15 protein-coding genes are annotated in these 15,163 nt (G+C 50.9%); 2 read left to right on the plus strand and 13 right to left on the minus strand.

Annotated features, from left to right (window positions below; genetic code table 11):
• Nucleotides 1-52: 52 nt before the first annotated feature.
• The 11 genes from ACFE8Q_RS20105 to ACFE8Q_RS20155 form a co-directional block, all read right to left on the minus strand.
• Entirely contained in the window at nt 53-550 is a 498-nt protein-coding gene (locus ACFE8Q_RS20105; RefSeq protein WP_375447229.1) for an Rpn family recombination-promoting nuclease/putative transposase, read from the minus strand.
• A gap of 60 nt (nt 551-610) precedes the next feature.
• Nucleotides 611-2,362 (minus strand): aspartate--tRNA ligase, encoded by a 1,752-nt coding sequence (gene aspS, locus ACFE8Q_RS20110; RefSeq protein ID WP_375447230.1) that lies wholly within the window; start codon nt 2,360-2,362, stop codon nt 611-613.
• A gap of 151 nt (nt 2,363-2,513) precedes the next feature.
• Complete coding sequence (locus ACFE8Q_RS20115) at nt 2,514-3,962, minus strand: DUF5723 family protein (protein ID WP_375447231.1); 1,449 nt, start codon at nt 3,960-3,962, stop codon at nt 2,514-2,516.
• 163 nt (nt 3,963-4,125) lie between these two features.
• A complete protein-coding gene (locus ACFE8Q_RS20120; RefSeq protein ID WP_375447232.1) occupies nt 4,126-4,728 on the minus strand; it encodes a NifU family protein in 603 nt (200 codons plus the stop codon).
• Between the two features lie 96 nt (nt 4,729-4,824).
• Nucleotides 4,825-5,328: a peptide deformylase gene (locus ACFE8Q_RS20125; protein WP_375447233.1), complete on the minus strand. Its 504-nt coding sequence runs from the start codon at nt 5,326-5,328 to the stop codon at nt 4,825-4,827.
• On the minus strand, nt 5,325-5,750 hold the full coding sequence (locus ACFE8Q_RS20130; protein ID WP_375447234.1) for an arsenate reductase ArsC: 426 nt from the start codon (nt 5,748-5,750) through the stop codon (nt 5,325-5,327). The genes ACFE8Q_RS20125 and ACFE8Q_RS20130 overlap by 4 nt, the downstream gene beginning before the upstream one ends.
• A 51-nt stretch (nt 5,751-5,801) precedes the next feature.
• Nucleotides 5,802-6,251, minus strand: a complete 450-nt coding sequence (gene arsN2 / locus ACFE8Q_RS20135; protein WP_375447235.1) for an arsenic resistance N-acetyltransferase ArsN2 — start codon at nt 6,249-6,251, stop codon at nt 5,802-5,804.
• A gap of 11 nt (nt 6,252-6,262) precedes the next feature.
• Entirely contained in the window at nt 6,263-7,162 is a 900-nt protein-coding gene (locus ACFE8Q_RS20140; RefSeq protein ID WP_375447236.1) for an arsenite methyltransferase, read from the minus strand.
• 44 nt (nt 7,163-7,206) lie between these two features.
• Nucleotides 7,207-7,533: an ArsR/SmtB family transcription factor gene (locus ACFE8Q_RS20145; protein ID WP_375447237.1), complete on the minus strand. Its 327-nt coding sequence runs from the start codon at nt 7,531-7,533 to the stop codon at nt 7,207-7,209.
• A gap of 150 nt (nt 7,534-7,683) precedes the next feature.
• A complete protein-coding gene (locus ACFE8Q_RS20150) occupies nt 7,684-8,220 on the minus strand; it encodes a hypothetical protein (RefSeq protein WP_375447238.1) in 537 nt (178 codons plus the stop codon).
• 4 nt (nt 8,221-8,224) lie between these two features.
• On the minus strand, nt 8,225-8,776 hold the full coding sequence (locus ACFE8Q_RS20155) for a hypothetical protein (RefSeq protein ID WP_375447239.1): 552 nt from the start codon (nt 8,774-8,776) through the stop codon (nt 8,225-8,227).
• Between the two features lie 105 nt (nt 8,777-8,881).
• On the opposite strand from ACFE8Q_RS20155, the gene ACFE8Q_RS20160 reads away from it, so the two are divergent.
• Complete coding sequence (locus ACFE8Q_RS20160) at nt 8,882-9,223, plus strand: winged helix-turn-helix transcriptional regulator (protein ID WP_375447240.1); 342 nt, start codon at nt 8,882-8,884, stop codon at nt 9,221-9,223.
• Nucleotides 9,224-9,527: 304 nt separating this feature from the next.
• Here the strand turns inward: ACFE8Q_RS20160 and secA are convergent, their stop codons facing one another.
• Nucleotides 9,528-12,935, minus strand: a complete 3,408-nt coding sequence (gene secA, locus ACFE8Q_RS20165) for a preprotein translocase subunit SecA (protein ID WP_375447241.1) — start codon at nt 12,933-12,935, stop codon at nt 9,528-9,530.
• A gap of 348 nt (nt 12,936-13,283) precedes the next feature.
• On the minus strand, nt 13,284-13,502 hold the full coding sequence (locus tag ACFE8Q_RS20170) for a hypothetical protein (protein ID WP_375447242.1): 219 nt from the start codon (nt 13,500-13,502) through the stop codon (nt 13,284-13,286).
• Between the two features lie 229 nt (nt 13,503-13,731).
• Between ACFE8Q_RS20170 and ACFE8Q_RS20175 the strand changes: the two genes are divergently transcribed.
• Nucleotides 13,732-15,111, plus strand: a complete 1,380-nt coding sequence (locus ACFE8Q_RS20175; protein ID WP_375447243.1) for a BatD family protein — start codon at nt 13,732-13,734, stop codon at nt 15,109-15,111.
• Nucleotides 15,112-15,163: the final 52 nt, after the last annotated feature.

Here is a 15,163-nt window from a genome sequence, read left to right on the forward strand (position 1 = left end):
GACATGATCGACTAAGTTAAGCACTTAGACTGTCCGCCAAACCTGGACCATCTCAGTTAAACTTGGGCATTTCGAGGTAAATGAATCGAAGCTTTGGAAAAAAGATCCGGTGGGTTTCAATATCCATCAACTGAATATCATGACGCAACTTGTCCTTTTCGGCCGGGTCCTCGTCAAAAATAAAGTCCATCACTGCGACAGTATATACGCCCGTCTGCCTGAAATCCCAGTCGCCCGTTTGTGCCTGCTCCTGAATGGGAAACGTAGCGTAATAGATGCTTCTGTCTTTGAAATACTTCTGTCGGGCTTTCTGAATTTCCACGATAAACCGCTCGCCAGTATCTGTCTGGCAATACAAGTCAAAAACAGCCTTGCGATCGACCGGTGAAACGCCTAGCTGCTCATTTTTCAGAAATGTCAGGTCGGTGATCCGGCCCCGATCGGGTAGTAATTCGTTCAGGAAATCCATGAGGAGGTCTTTATTGGCCTCCTCCCCGAAGATTTTCTTGAAACCAAAATCAGTGAACGGGTTTATATATTTCTCCTGCATAGCTTTAGTGGGTCAAAAGCATAGTAATATACAACCGGTTCATCAGCAATAGAATACCTCCTACACTACTGTTGTCTTAATCTTTAACTCATCGAGTTGCTTATCAGAAATGACCGATGGAGAATCGATCATGACGTCGCGGCCAGCATTGTTTTTGGGAAAGGCAATGAAGTCCCGGATGCTGTCGACGCCGCCGAACAGCGAACAGAGGCGGTCGAAACCGAAGGCGATACCGCCGTGGGGCGGCGCACCAAACTCAAACGCATCCATCAGGAAGCCGAACTGGTTTTTCGCTTCTTCATCCGAGAAACCAAGCAGGCTGAACATCCGCGCCTGTAGCTCCCGGTTGAAGATTCGGATCGAGCCGCCGCCCACTTCGGTCCCGTTGATGACGAGGTCATAGGCGTTGGCCCGAACCGCACCCGGATCAGTGTCGAGCAGCGGAATATCTTCGGGTTTAGGCGAGGTAAACGGATGGTGCATGGCAAACCAGCGGGCTTCTTCTTCACCGTATTCGAGCAGTGGGAAATCGAGTACCCACAGCACTTTATAATCGTCGGCGTTGCGCAGGCCCAGGCGCGTGCCCATCTCTAACCGTAGTTCGTTCAACTGCTTGCGGGTTTTGTTAGCTTCGCCTGCCATCAGTAATAGCAGATCACCCGGCTGTGCATTCATGCTGGTCCCCCAGGCCTTCCGCTCGTCGTCCGAATAGAATTTATCGACCGATGATTTCACATTGCCGTCGTCGCCAACGCGGGCGTAAATCAGGCCCTTCGCGCCAATCTGCGGACGTTTCACCCAGTCGGTCAACTCGTCCATCTGCTTGCGCGTAAATGTAGCCGCACCCGTTGCGCAAATACCGACAACCAGTTCGGCACTGTCGAAAACGGGGAAGCCTTTGCCCTGTACCTGATCGGTCAGCTCCACAAACTGCATACCAAACCGGATATCGGGCTTGTCGGAACCATACAGGCGCATGGCGTCGGCATAGGTCATTCGGGGCACCTCGGGCAGGTCGATGTTCTTCACCGTTTTGAAGAGATGCCGCGTCAGGCCCTCGAACATGTTCAGAATATCTTCCTGCTCTACAAACGACATTTCGCAGTCTATCTGGGTGAACTCAGGCTGCCGGTCGGCGCGCAGGTCTTCGTCGCGGAAACACTTCACGATCTGGTAGTACCGGTCGAAGCCCGATACCATCAGCAGTTGCTTAAACGTCTGCGGCGACTGTGGCAGGGCGTAGAACTCACCTGGATTCATGCGGCTTGGCACCACAAAATCACGCGCTCCTTCGGGCGTTGATTTGATCAGAACCGGCGTTTCTACCTCAATAAAGTCCTGTGCGTCCATATATTCGCGGGTACGTCGGGCCACCTGATGGCGCAGTTCCAGGTTGCGGCGCACCGGATTACGGCGCAGATCCAGGTATCGATAACGCAAACGCAAATCGTCGCCACCATCGGTGTCATCTTCAATGAGGAACGGGGGCAGCTTGGCCGGGTTCAGCACGACCAACGCTGTGGGACGTACCTCAATATCGCCCGTCGTGATATTGGCATTCTTCGATTGGCGCTCAGTCACGGTTCCTGTGGCCTGAACCACAAATTCGCGGCCCAGCGTACGGGCTATTTTGAACAGATCGGCCTGCGTAACGCCTTCTTCCAGAATCACCTGCGTGATGCCATAGCGATCGCGCAGATCGATCCAGAGTACGCCGCCTTTATCACGAATGGTTTGTACCCAGCCACTCAGGCTAACTGTTTTATCAATATCCGACGAACGCAGTTCGCCACAGGTATGTGTTCTTAACATGAAAAGTAACTGTTCAATCTTCAATGTCTAACGTCCAAAGCGCCGTTGCTACAGACCTTATTTTGCCAATGTAGCGCTACTTTAGACATTGGACATTGAACCTTGAACTCATTTTAGCTCAAAAATAGGCAGATTGACAGGGTTCTCCAACTCAATAGTCGTTGTCATTAACGTTACTGCCGCGGGATCCGAAGCCCATCGCCAGGCCGAAATAGACATCGACCCCACGAGGCGAGATGCCATTCTTACTAGTACCCAGCAGGCCCAAAACATTATCGGAACCGGCCCAAACAGGCCCGGCCCGTAGCGACAGGCCCACTTGCGCAGCCCCGTTGACGTAGGAAAGGGGAAGAGACGCGCCAATCCAGCGGCTATCGAAGCGCGGCACCAGCGCTATAATCGACGGCTGGTGCATGGCAATGGCACTGGTTCCCCGCAAATCCTGCCAGTAAGCAAGCTGTAGTCCCAAACCACCCGGCCGTTCATAATCGACGTTCAGGTTCAGCGATGTGGGTAATCCACTGTTGAACAATCCCTGATTATCTGACGGATTCACTTTCAGTTTCTGACGAATCACATTGATTATCTGCTCACTGTTACGTACCTCATCGAAATCGGCGCTCACAAACCGGAGATTTTGTTGGTTAATTTTGTAGGCATCGCCTGTATAACTGATTGATCCAATGTCGGTTACAGCCAAACCCGCTTTTAGTGTAGAGCCATACGGGTCAGGTTGCATGCGGTAGGCAACCCCGAGGTCGAATCCGACACCCCGGCCCGGTGGATTTCCATTCACCAGCGACCGCAGCGACAGGTTTTGGTTTTGCAGGTACGTTGTATAGCCAAATTCGCCAGCGATCTCTTTGACGTTCATGTACCCCCGGCTCTGTATAACCGGATCTGGCAGTATTTCATAGGTAAGTCCTTGATTAACAAAGTAACCTGCTGTAAAACCGACCAGATATTTTGCCGTTATACCGACCATCAAACTGCTCTCGTCCTCATCGAAAATTGTGTGACCAAGGCTGGCGGCTACTTCAGCATAGGTGTTGGTATTGGTACTAAACGCATTGTTTCTGCTGGGAATGCTGTACAATACATCGCTGTTCAGGCTGGCTCGTAGCGCGGATAGCAGTTGCTCCGACGCTCCCCATACCTGTCCGCTTGCCCGCAGCCGCGATGATAACCCGATAACCGTGCGCTCGCCTATGGCTACCTGTAGAGCCGGTCCTCTGAACTCACCCCAGACGGTGCCATTTTTAGGCTTACCGTCTATAATTTCCTCTGTATAGCTGGTTTCAAATTGAACACCGCCATTGGCCTGTCGATATTGGTTTGGTACCTGCCCGGTTACCAGCCGTAATAGCGAGAAGGGCGCTTTGTAGCGAACGAAATTGTTGTTAGCATGAATATTCATGGCCCCAAGACTCATGTAAAACCGGTGTGGTGAATCGGCCAGCCAGGCAGGATTCTGATAAGCGCGGTGAATTCCGCCGTTTGGGCTGGTTGTCAGGCCCAGCAAATTCTGAGCGGATAATGTGCATGGAAGCAGGCTAAGGATGCCCAGCCACAACCGAGGCAATGTAGCGTTATGAGTCAATGGTGGTGTTTGTTGTTAAGTCAAATACCCGGGTGCAATTAGCATGCGAGTACCAATAAGCAGGTACAAATAAAAACGCCAACGCTCCAAAAAAGCGTTGGCGACCATCTATTTTCTGATGCAGCGGCAGGTGGCCTGAAGCCTAAAACCTATTGTATATTCCTTAAACGCCTTCTGCTTCAACGGTTTTCACACCGGGCACAAGGCGAGTCAGCAGGTTTTCAATGCCTGCTTTCAGGGTCAACGTCGACGATGGGCAACCGCTGCACGAGCCTTGCAACAGCACTTTCACCGTACCCGTTTCTTCATCAAATGCGTGGAAGTTGATGGCTCCTCCGTCTGACTCTACTGCTGGACGAACGTATTGGTCCAGAGCGGCTTTGATCTGCTGAACGGTTTCGCTGTCGGCGTCAACACGTGTGCTGTTCAGATCGATCGTACGCTTTACGAAAACGGGTTTATCGGCTTCAAAGTAGTCTTTCAGAAAGACTTTCACGTCAAACAGGATCTCGCCCCAATCAATATCTTCGTCTTTGGTGAGGGTTACAAAATTCCCCGCGATAAACACGCGACGTACGCCATCAACGCCAAACAGGGCAACGGCAAGGGGTGAATTTTTGCCTTCTTTAAGAGCCTCCGACGGCTCGGCGTAGTCGAACGAAAGGCCATCGGGAACGAGTTCGCGGTTGAGCACGAACTTCATCGAGTTGGGATTCGGGCTTTGCTCCGTATAAATAGACACCGGCGGACGCAGGGCAGCTTGCATATCAGGTACGTTTTAACGTTTTTGGGTTAACGTTATAGACTAGTTTCAAGTTTCAGGTTCCAGGTTTCAGGTGCTTCGGCGTAACCCCCAGCCCCCTTACAGCACCCTATACTGAAACGCTTTGTCGTCGACGGCCCGCATAGTGCAGAGGATGCCGTCGAGGTGATCGTATTCGTGTTGAATCAGTTCGGAAAGGTCATCCGTCATGTGCCATTGCCGGGGTATGAAGTGTTCGTCGAGGTAATTTATTGTCAACGACTTGTGTCGGCTCACGCGTACCAGCAGACTGGGGAAACTCATGCAGTCGTCCCACAGCTCGAATTGTTCATCGCTCAGGTTCGTCAATGTGGGATTCACAAAGACAACCGGGCCGCGTCCGGCGGGCTTGTCGATGTTCATGTAGATGAGCCGTTTCATGATGCCGATTTGCGGGGCGGCAATAGCCCGTCCGAAGCCATACCGGGTACGTACCTGCTGCATCACATTGTGCAGATCGGCTACCCAACCCGCCACCAATGGCTGCTCATCGGCCCGGATAGGTTCGCACACATCGTATAGGCGTGGATCACCTAACAGTAACAGGTCGGATAGTGTTTTCATACCGTAGCAATATACGCCCTTACAAACGTCTCTGAAAACGCTTTGATCTGATCCCGGATTCGAGCGTAACTCGCCCTGAGGCTGGCCTCATCTGGGGCTGTCACTTTCGATGGATCTTCGAAGTTTTGATGCAGCCGATTAGTCTTACCGATCCAGGCGGGACACCGTTCGGCGGCGCTGTCGCAGACCGTAATCACGTTGTCGACGGGTAACTGCGCGTATTCGTCCACATGGTTCGATGTGTGGTGACGGATGTCGATACCATCCTCCGCCATCGCAACTACAGCACGCGGATTCAGTCCGTGGGTTTCCACGCCGGCGCTGAGGACTTCGGCCTTATCACCGGCAAAATGTTGCAGATAACCGTGCGCCATCTGGCTGCGGGTCGAGTTGCCCGTGCAGAGTACCAAGATTCGTTTCATCAGGTCAAGTAGTCCGAAGCACCAGCTTCGGAGAAGTTAGTTTACTTATCACTACCGGAGCTGGTGCTCCGGTGCTACGTCCTTTTTCATCACCACCGACGACGCCGGGCAGAGGTCGCTGAACTGGCGGGTTTGGGCAATGGGTTCAGGTACGTTCGTCCGGTCAACGCGGCTATAACCCAGCCGATCGAAATATCCGTCGGCGGTTGTCGTGATCAGGTAAAGTGTCTCAACGCCACGATTAGTCGCCTGCTCCACAGATGCATCGATCAATTGGCGACCAATTTTTTGGTACTGATAGGCGGGCAATACAGCTACAGAGCGGAGTAACCCGGTTGGACCAAAGGCTTCTACGCCCGCAGTGCCCACTAGCTTATCGTTGTCGAAGGCGAGCGTGAACGTACCCAGCTCTTTGGGTAAGTCGTCAGTCAGCAAATCAACCTCCGTCAATAGATCGATCAACGCAGGGCGGTCAGCGGGGGTGGCAGAACGAAAGATCATTGGTGAATGCGTTAGCAACAGCCGCCACCCGGTGTACAGGCTTGTGTTGATGAATTGCTCAGATCGGTTAGCTTGATTTTCGGTTTGGCTACAGACAACGTACCTGGCTTTTCGGCATAAACCGTTACGCTGACGATACCCACGCCGCCCTGCCGGTAGCTGGCAATTTCATTGGCCGACAGGTAGTTTGCCAGGATTGAATCGGGCAGGTTGATGGCTTTGCTTTTCTGGATCGTAATCTGCGTAAATCCCGCTTCCTGAATCAGGCGCAGATATTCGTCGTGCTGAATAGCGCCGGATACGCAACCTGCATACAGGTCGGCGGCCTGGCGAAGACCAACGGGCAGGTCGCCCTGTAATACAATGTCGGAAATGCTAAAGTGGCCTCCCGGTTTCAACACGCGGGCGATTTCGGCTAATACGTTGGCCTTGTTGGGCACTAAATTCAGCACGCAATTGCTCACCACCACATCGGCGATGTTATTCGCTACGGGCATCTGCTCAATGTCGCCCACCCGAAATTCCACGTTGTTGTAGCCCAGCGTATCGGCATTGCGGCGGGCGCGGTCAATCATGGTGGGCGTGAAGTCTATGCCGATCACCTTACCCGTTGGGCCGGTTTCGTGCCGGGCCACAAAGCAGTCGTTACCCGCACCAGAGCCCAGGTCAATGACCGTATCGCCGGGTTTGATTTGCGCGAATTGCGTGGGTAAGCCGCAACCCAGGCCCAGATCGGCGTCGGGTACGTACCCAGCCAGGTGGGTGTAGTCGTCTGCCATGATCGCCGCCTCGTCGAGGGGTGAACAGCCGCCCACGCCGCAACACGATGCTCCGTTTACTCCGCGCGGCTGATCAGCTACGGTGGTGTAGGCTTCCCGCACCAGTTCTTTCAATTGCGTTTCTGTTTGCATAGTGGTATTGAATGTATTATTACGATGAACGTGTGCAAAAAAAATCAACAGCAGAGATTTCTTTCAAACTGAGTCAGCAGATCGCCGAACGTAGCTTTCGCTTCAGCCCAAACGACGTCATTGATGCAATAACAAACCCGTGGCGGATCAACATTTCCCTTAACGATCCCGATCCGGCTCAACTCCTTTAAATGTTGCGACACAGTAGCCTGCGACAGCGGTAACATGTCGACCAAATCACCGCAGATGCACGACTGCGTTTTGGCCAGATGTTGCAGAATCGCTACCCGCGCCGGATGCGCAAACGCCTTCGCCAGATCGGCTATCCGGTTTTGCTGTTCTGTAAATACTTCTGTTTTCGTAGCACCCATATGACAAAGATAAGACCATTTGCATCAATCGCAATAATGCGATGAATTAAGTAGTGGGGGAACATACATGCCCCAAACTAATCTAGGAACAGTGGAGTGGACGTACCTACTACCAGAAAGGGTAAGCTGACGTATGGAGAAACCGTCACTTCAACTAACTAGCCAGCGGCCTAACACCTTTGACAAAAATGGCAAAATCAAAAATGTCATCAGACTAACCATAACGACCACACCGAGGAAGCTTTTTAAAAGAACTGGTAGATGAAACATCGTAAACAGTTGCTGAAGAGCTGGCACCAAGCTATTGAGCAAAATAAATATCACACAAACTGTTAGTAAAACCATCTTCCTCCTTTTGGGTAGTTTGGGAGACTGGAACATAAATTCTAATCCCGATAATCGTTTCTTTTGATTTATTGATTCAACAAAAAGGTTGTTTTTTTCTGTTTGGTTCCTCCTTTCTTCCGATGTCTCCCAGAGCATAAGACAATCATTATTCCTGAAAGTAAAAATGTTTATTAATTCCCTTTCAGTGCCCACCGAACTATAAATGCGATTTCCGAGAAAGCCCTCAAAAACACTTGCAATGGATGCCGTTTCCTGCATCCATTGCAAACATTCTTCCTTAAATTCTTCTCTGTAACTAACACTCAAAATCGTGATAACTGGCCGATTATCTTGTAGCACAGCATTAGATTTTTACACTAAACTCTGCCACTTTTTTTAGCGGTACTTGCAGCGATGTCGCTCTTTTATCAGCCGTATCAGGCGCTGAACCATCGGCAGGGCGTTCGCCATAATACAATAAATCACCCTCAACTTTTGTTAAATCATATTCTTTATATTCACCAATCACCATGCCCATAATTCCCTGACCCAGTATGCTTACTTCTTGCCGACTATTTGCTTTCCATGTTGTCAAATAATCTGCTGGCATACCGTTCAGCATATCCACCATTGCCTGCGAATGAGGTGTAACGGCAATTTTAGTAAATTCAAAATCAGTTTCTGTTGCCCCATCAACGATAGTTGATGTTTGCAAAAACTGGTATGGGCCGATAACTTCTACTGTAATACTTTTATCGGTATACGTATCATCAGTATAAAAGACTAATGTTCCGTGGGCTTCAGTTTCCGTATTATGAAAATAACGGTGCAGGAAATAGTATCCACCCCACTGATTTGGACGCACCTCATTACCAACACTTTCCCATTTACCTACAATTGTTGTTGCTTTCGACATCTTATTGTTTTTTAGTTCGACGCTGCGAAAGTAGCCATCAATAGTTACCTTTAGAAACTACCATTGATTTTAACGAAAGAAAGTGGTTACATAAACGTAACGGCCATGAAACAATCAAGAGTTTTTGAAAATCCAACCGACTGCCCGGTAGTTCAGACAATGAGCATCATTGGCGGCCGATGGAAACCGATTATATTGTATTGTTTGATGAGTGGAAAATTGCGATTTGGGAAATTGGCATTATTCATTCCAACTATTTCAAGAAAAATACTGACCGAACAACTCAAAGAGTTGAAAGATTATGGACTTATCAACCGGGAAGAATACAACGAACAATCACTAAAAGTAGAATACAGTTTGACAGAACTTGGCAAGAGTTTAATCCCTGTAATTAATGCTATGTGTACCTGGGGTCAACATGAAGGGCGAACAATTAAGACTAAATAATACTGCCTACAAAATTACAGATGCCGTATAGAGGTTGGCAAGCAATGAGCTGACTAGCATTGATTGCCGCTACAACGCCAATACTCCACCGTTACTTGGGGCGTAAAAACATAAAAGTGTGTTATTGCTCGCTTCGTGTTGGAATCTCTCCGACGGCAGATTGTAATACGTAAAAAAAAGCGGATTCAAGGAATAAATATTCCTTGAATCCGCTAAAAAATTCTTAAACACTTAACTTGTCTTAGAAAGAAACGGAATTTGTAAGTTATTAAGTGAAAACATCCAGGTTTTATAAGCTTGGCAATTACTCTATAATCATCGCCTTGCCAGACATCACATCGTTTTCAACGCTTTTAAACTTTACATCTTTCTTAATCGTGCCGTCGACGTATTGAACGTTCACACGGGCGTTGCGGTCAATCTTCGTATTGCGAATCGGCTGCTGTTTTGGCATTGGCGGCGCACCGGCTCCCATGGCGTTGTTCTGCGCCATACGACGGGCATACTCTTCGGGGCCGCTCGCCAGATGTTCATCGTCGAAATCTTCCATGTTGGTGTGCAGTTCAGGCATCGGCTCAGGGCGGCGTTGCGCCGGGGCCGACTGAATTTCCTGCTGCACCTCCTGCTCGTCCTGCGCCGGAATATCGGCTTTGGTCAGGAAGCTGATGGTGTCGAAGTTCACTTTGTTCAGGAACCGCTTGAACAACTCAATAGACTCGAATTTATAGACTAGCAACGGGTCTTTCTGCTCAAACACGGCATTTTGCACCGACTGCTTTAGATCGTCCATTTCGCGGAGGTGTTCTTTCCACTCCTGATCGATCAGCGACAACACCACCGATTTTTCCATCTCGGTGATTACTTCACGGCCACCTGTTTCAACGGCTTTGGCCAGTTCAGCAACGACCTGCATTTCGTGGAGGCCATCTGTGAACGGCACCACAATGTTACGGATAAACTGGCCCTGCTGCTCCTGTACCTGCGTCAGCACCGGCGTTACCTTGTCGGCAATGGCGTGGTTCTTAGCCTGATAGCTCGCTTCCGCTTCGGCGTAGAAACTTTGTACACGGTCGGCGTTCTTCAACTTCGCAAAGTCGGCCTGCGTCATTTTCGTGTCTAAACTCAACGCAGTCAGCAGTTGCAACTTCACTACGTCGAAATCGCCTTCGGCGTTACCAACGATTTCTTCAACCACGTCGTACATCGTGTTGGCAATGTCGAGCGGCAGCCGTTCGCCAAAGAGGGCGTTGCGGCGACGGTCGTAGATGGCCGTACGCTGGTAGTTCATCACGTCGTCGTATTCGAGCAGCCGCTTCCGAACGCCGAAGTTGTTTTCTTCGACTTTCTTCTGCGCCCGTTCGATCGAGTTGGTGATCATCGAGTGCTGAATCACTTCGCCCTCTTCCAGACCCATCCGGTCCATCAGTTTGGCAATCCGCTCCGATCCGAACAAACGCATCAGGCTATCTTCCAGCGATACAAAGAATTGCGACGTACCTGGGTCACCCTGACGGCCCGCCCGGCCGCGCAACTGCCGGTCCACGCGCCGCGATTCGTGGCGTTCTGTACCAATAATGGCCAGGCCACCCGCTGCTTTCGACTCGGGAGTTAGCTTGATATCCGTACCCCGACCAGCCATGTTGGTGGCAATCGTTACCGTACCGGGCTGACCCGCCACAGCCACAATTTCGGCCTCACGCTGGTGGTATTTGGCGTTCAATACCTGGTGTTGAATCTTACGCAACGTTAGCAGGCGGCTCAGTAATTCCGAGTTTTCTACCGACGTTGTACCCACCAGCACCGGCCGGCCTTTCGCCACCAGTTCTACGATCTCGTCAACAACGGCGTTGTATTTCTCGCGTACCGATCGGTACACTTTGTCCTCTTCGTCTTTCCGGCTGATGGCGCGGTTGGTAGGAATAGCTACCACGTCGAGTTTATAGATCTGCCAGAATTCCGACGCTTCCGTTTCGGCCGTACCGGTCATACCACACAGCTTATGATACATTCGGAAGTAGTTCTGAAGCGTTACGGTGGCGTAGGTCTGGGTGGCGTCTTCTACTTTCACACCCTCTTTCGCTTCCACAGCCTGATGCAATCCGTCTGACCAACGGCGACCTTCCATGATCCGGCCCGTTTGCTCATCCACAATTTTTACCTTGCCTTCCTGAATGATGTATTCAACGTCTTTCTCGAATAGGCAGTACGCTTTCAGCAACTGATTCACCGTGTTGATCCGCTGCGTTTTCACCGAGTAATCCCGGATCAACCCCTCTTTATGCAGAATTTTTTCCTGCTCGGTAAAGTCAGTATGCTTATCAATGGCGTTCAGGTCAACTGAGAGGTCGGGCAGGATGAAGAAGCTGGGGTCTTCGCCCGAACCGGTGATAAAGTCGATGCCTTTTTCGGTGAGGTCGATGCTGTTATTTCGTTCGTCGATGGTGAAATAGAGCGGCGAATCAGCTTCGGGCATCAGCTTTTGGTTTTCGGCCAGATAGATCGACTCGGTTTTCTGTAAGGTTTGCCGAACGCCGTTTTCGCTGAGGTATTTGATCAGCGGTTTCAGTTTGGGCAAGCCACGGAACGCCCGGAAAAGTGCCAGTCCACCTTCTTTGTCGTCGGGGTTGGCGGTCAGCTTTTTCTTCGCTTCAATGAGCAGATCGCTCACCAACCGGCGCTGCGCCTCCACCACGCGCGATACGCGGGGCTTCAGTTCGGCGTAATCCTGCTCATCGCCACGAGGCACCGGGCCGGAAATGATCAGAGGCGTTCGGGCGTCATCGATCAGGACGGAGTCGACCTCATCGACCATGGCGTAGTGATGTTTCCGCTGCACGAGTTCGTCGGGCGTGCGGGCCATGTTGTCGCGGAGGTAATCGAAGCCGAATTCGTTGTTGGTTCCGTAGGTAATGTCGGCGGCGTAGGCGGCTTTTCGCTGCTCAGAGTTGGGTTGGTGCCGGTCGATGCAATCAACGCGCAGGCCGTGGAACTGGAACAGCGGACCGTTCCACTCGGAGTCACGCTTAGCCAGGTAATCATTGACCGTTACAATATGCACACCCCGACCGCTCAGCGCGTTCAGGAAAGCGGGCAAAGTAGACACCAGCGTTTTCCCTTCACCGGTGGCCATCTCGGCAATTTTACCGGTATGAAGCACCACACCACCAATCAACTGCACATCGTAGTGGACCATGTCCCACTTGATGGTGTTGCCGGCCGCATCCCAGGTGTTGGCCCAGTAGGCCTTGTCGCCTTCGATACGAACGTTTTTGCGGAAACGGGCAATCTCGATGTCGAACTCAGTGAGCGATACTTCGAGTTCAGGATTTTCGGCAAACCGGCGGGCGGTTTCTTTCACCACGGCAAACGCCTGCGGCAGAATAGCCAGCAAGACGCGCTCCAATTCTTTGTTGCGCTCCTTTTCGAGCTGGTCGACCTGCGTGAAGATCGTCTGCTTCTGGTCAACGTCCATATCAAGGTCGCTGGCCACCTGTTGACGAAGCCCTTCGATCTGCTGATCAATTCCCTGGAGTTCGTCGACAATATGCGCCTTTAGCTGGGCCGACACCGCACGCAGTTCGTCGTTACTAAGGTCTTTCAGCCGCGCAAACTCAGCATTGATCTGCTCCACATAGGGCAACAGGTCTTTTAAGTCACGCTGCGACTTGGTGCCAAACAGCTTGGCTATACTCTTGGTGATGAAATTACTCATTGGGTATAATTAAGGCTGGTTAACTCGCTACCAGTGAAACAGGCAACGCACCAACTCGTGTTTACTTTTTTTACAAAATTAACGGATAATGCCCGTAGTTCTAAGGGAATAGTTTAGCCGGGCTTACGCGTCCTCAACCCCTAAATCCCCCGAAGGGGGCTTGCTCTGCTCCACTCTAGGATCGTTGATAAGCAACGCAAAGTCCCCTTCAGGGGATTTAGGGGTTGAGGACGCGTAAGCCATGCCCGTTCAAAAACTAGCCCAAATCGAGGCTATACGACAGATTGTCAGTCAAAAAAAAAGCCTTCCCATGAGTGAGAAGGCATTGCTAACTACGAATACGAGAGGTCACGCCAGGCCAGTTCTGCCAAAGCGATAACGCGAGAAGCAGCGATTCAGCACTACCCGATACATTCGACCAAACTGGGCGTAGCACCAGGATTTAAGCTGTTTCACTTCGTCGCCCACCAGGGTATGAAGGGCTTTTTTCAATTCTTTTTCAAACAACTGACGGTCAAAACTGACCTTTTGAAGAATCATTTTAACGTACTCAAGCATGGAAGCCATACTGCATTCTTCGTTTTTTGGTTAAACTGTAAGGTAGAGGAATAATGGTGTTGAATCGAGGATACTCAGTATCATTGTAACGGGGACCCCACTCAAATGTTGCCAACAAATTTACATGAGACTTGTAGTATTTATAGTATTCCTTGTATTATATTTCTATGAAAGCGATAGCCTTTTTGGTCAATCAGTTGATAATCCATTAGTTATTGATTACAGCTCGACAGATTTTTTGATTGAACGGCCGTTTACCATTTCGTTAATAATTCATAACAGCGATACACGACCATCTGTCACCTTCCCGGATGTGCCGGGGTTGGTTAAGCAGGGCCTTTCGTTCAGCACGACACCAACCGAAGCAGGCGGCCGTGAGGTGACCAATCAACTGGTTGTACAAACGTACCTGGCCACCCGGCCCGGCACTATTCGTATTCCTCCGTTCACCCTTTCGGCAAATGGTCAGTCGGTGCGGTCACCGGGGGTTGTGCTAACAGTGAGGGCCATTGTTTCACCGGGAGAGGCAGCAGCAGCGGCGGCGCTGGTTAAGGCAAAGAATGACAAGCAGGCAGCTTTTCTGCAAACGTCCGTTAATCAAACCAGCCTTTACACGGGGGAGGGCCTACGCATCAAGCTGTCGTTTTTCGTGGCCGAAAACTACCCGTACGAACTTAAATTCGAGCAGGTAGAACAACAGGTAGCTGCTATTGTTCGAAAATTGAGACCCGTCAATGCGTGGGAAGAGTCGGATAATATTACCGAGCTAATTCCCCGGCCCATAGTTCTGAACGGCCGCAAGTATATTGAATACCGAATTTTCCAGGCCACTTTCTTTCTACTGGCAACCCGCACAGGCGCAGCCAGGGACATTAACGTGCCCGCCATATCGTGGACAGTCACCAGACAACTGACCAGTGGGCCAACCCCCACCCTGCCAGGATCATCGAGCAGCCCCCCAACCCGTCCCAACGCACCCGGCAAAGCCGAAGTCATTACCTTCCTAAGCGAACCGGTTACTATCCAGGTACGTCCCTTGCCACGCCCGGCGGCAGCCGGAACGGGTCAAATCTCGGTAGGTACGTTCCGGCTGGCAGACGACGTAGACCATGATCGGGTAGCGGTTGGGCAGTCGGTGCGGTACGATATCAGGATCGAAGGTCGGGGCAACATTGCCGGTATTCAGCCGCCACAAATCGAGGCATCGAGCCCGGACGTGGACGTGTTTCCGCCGCAGGTGCAGGAACAAATCAGCCGCACCGACGGCGAGGTGAGCGGCTTTAAATCGTTCCGGTATTTTCTGATTCCCAAGCAAAAAGGCGATCTGGCGTTGGCCAAACGGTTTTTCTGGGTTTACTTCGACCCCCAATCAGGCCAATACGACACATTACGCCCCAAAACGGTACTTCGGGTTGGGGAAGCGTCGAATGGCTCGGCGGCTGGCATTGTTCCTTCCGATACGCTCGATGGCACAGGTCGACCATCGATTTATGTGGGTCTGGAGCAAACCGACAGCACCGAACAATTCATTAATTGGCCGGTACTGATCCGCGCCACTGCCAACGTCCTTATCGTTCTGATGATTCTGGGTACGTTGTTTGTTTTTTCACGCAAATAAAAAAAACTGTTTACTGTTTACCGTCTTCTGTTGCGCTGCTATATCACAGTAT

It is taken from the genome of uncultured Fibrella sp. (genome assembly GCF_964250085.1).
Classification (GTDB): Bacteria; Bacteroidota; Bacteroidia; order Cytophagales; family Spirosomataceae; genus Fibrella.

Excerpts from the sequence above, each read along its gene's own strand:
- ACFE8Q_RS20105 (WP_375447229.1), bottom strand. The coding sequence starts at position 550 with ATGCAGGAGAAATATATAAACCCGTTCACTGATTTTGGTTTCAAGAAA.
- aspS (WP_375447230.1), bottom strand. The coding sequence starts at position 2,362 with ATGTTAAGAACACATACCTGTGGCGAACTGCGTTCGTCGGATATTGAT.
- ACFE8Q_RS20120 (WP_375447232.1), bottom strand. The coding sequence starts at position 4,728 with ATGCAAGCTGCCCTGCGTCCGCCGGTGTCTATTTATACGGAGCAAAGC.
- ACFE8Q_RS20125 (WP_375447233.1), bottom strand. The coding sequence starts at position 5,328 with ATGAAAACACTATCCGACCTGTTACTGTTAGGTGATCCACGCCTATAC.
- ACFE8Q_RS20130 (WP_375447234.1), bottom strand. The coding sequence starts at position 5,750 with ATGAAACGAATCTTGGTACTCTGCACGGGCAACTCGACCCGCAGCCAG.
- arsN2 (WP_375447235.1), bottom strand. The coding sequence starts at position 6,251 with ATGATCTTTCGTTCTGCCACCCCCGCTGACCGCCCTGCGTTGATCGAT.
- ACFE8Q_RS20140 (WP_375447236.1), bottom strand. The coding sequence starts at position 7,162 with ATGCAAACAGAAACGCAATTGAAAGAACTGGTGCGGGAAGCCTACACC.
- ACFE8Q_RS20145 (WP_375447237.1), bottom strand. The coding sequence starts at position 7,533 with ATGGGTGCTACGAAAACAGAAGTATTTACAGAACAGCAAAACCGGATA.
- ACFE8Q_RS20155 (WP_375447239.1), bottom strand. The coding sequence starts at position 8,776 with ATGTCGAAAGCAACAACAATTGTAGGTAAATGGGAAAGTGTTGGTAAT.
- ACFE8Q_RS20160 (WP_375447240.1), top strand. The coding sequence starts at position 8,882 with ATGAAACAATCAAGAGTTTTTGAAAATCCAACCGACTGCCCGGTAGTT.
- secA (WP_375447241.1), bottom strand. The coding sequence starts at position 12,935 with ATGAGTAATTTCATCACCAAGAGTATAGCCAAGCTGTTTGGCACCAAG.
- ACFE8Q_RS20170 (WP_375447242.1), bottom strand. The coding sequence starts at position 13,502 with ATGGCTTCCATGCTTGAGTACGTTAAAATGATTCTTCAAAAGGTCAGT.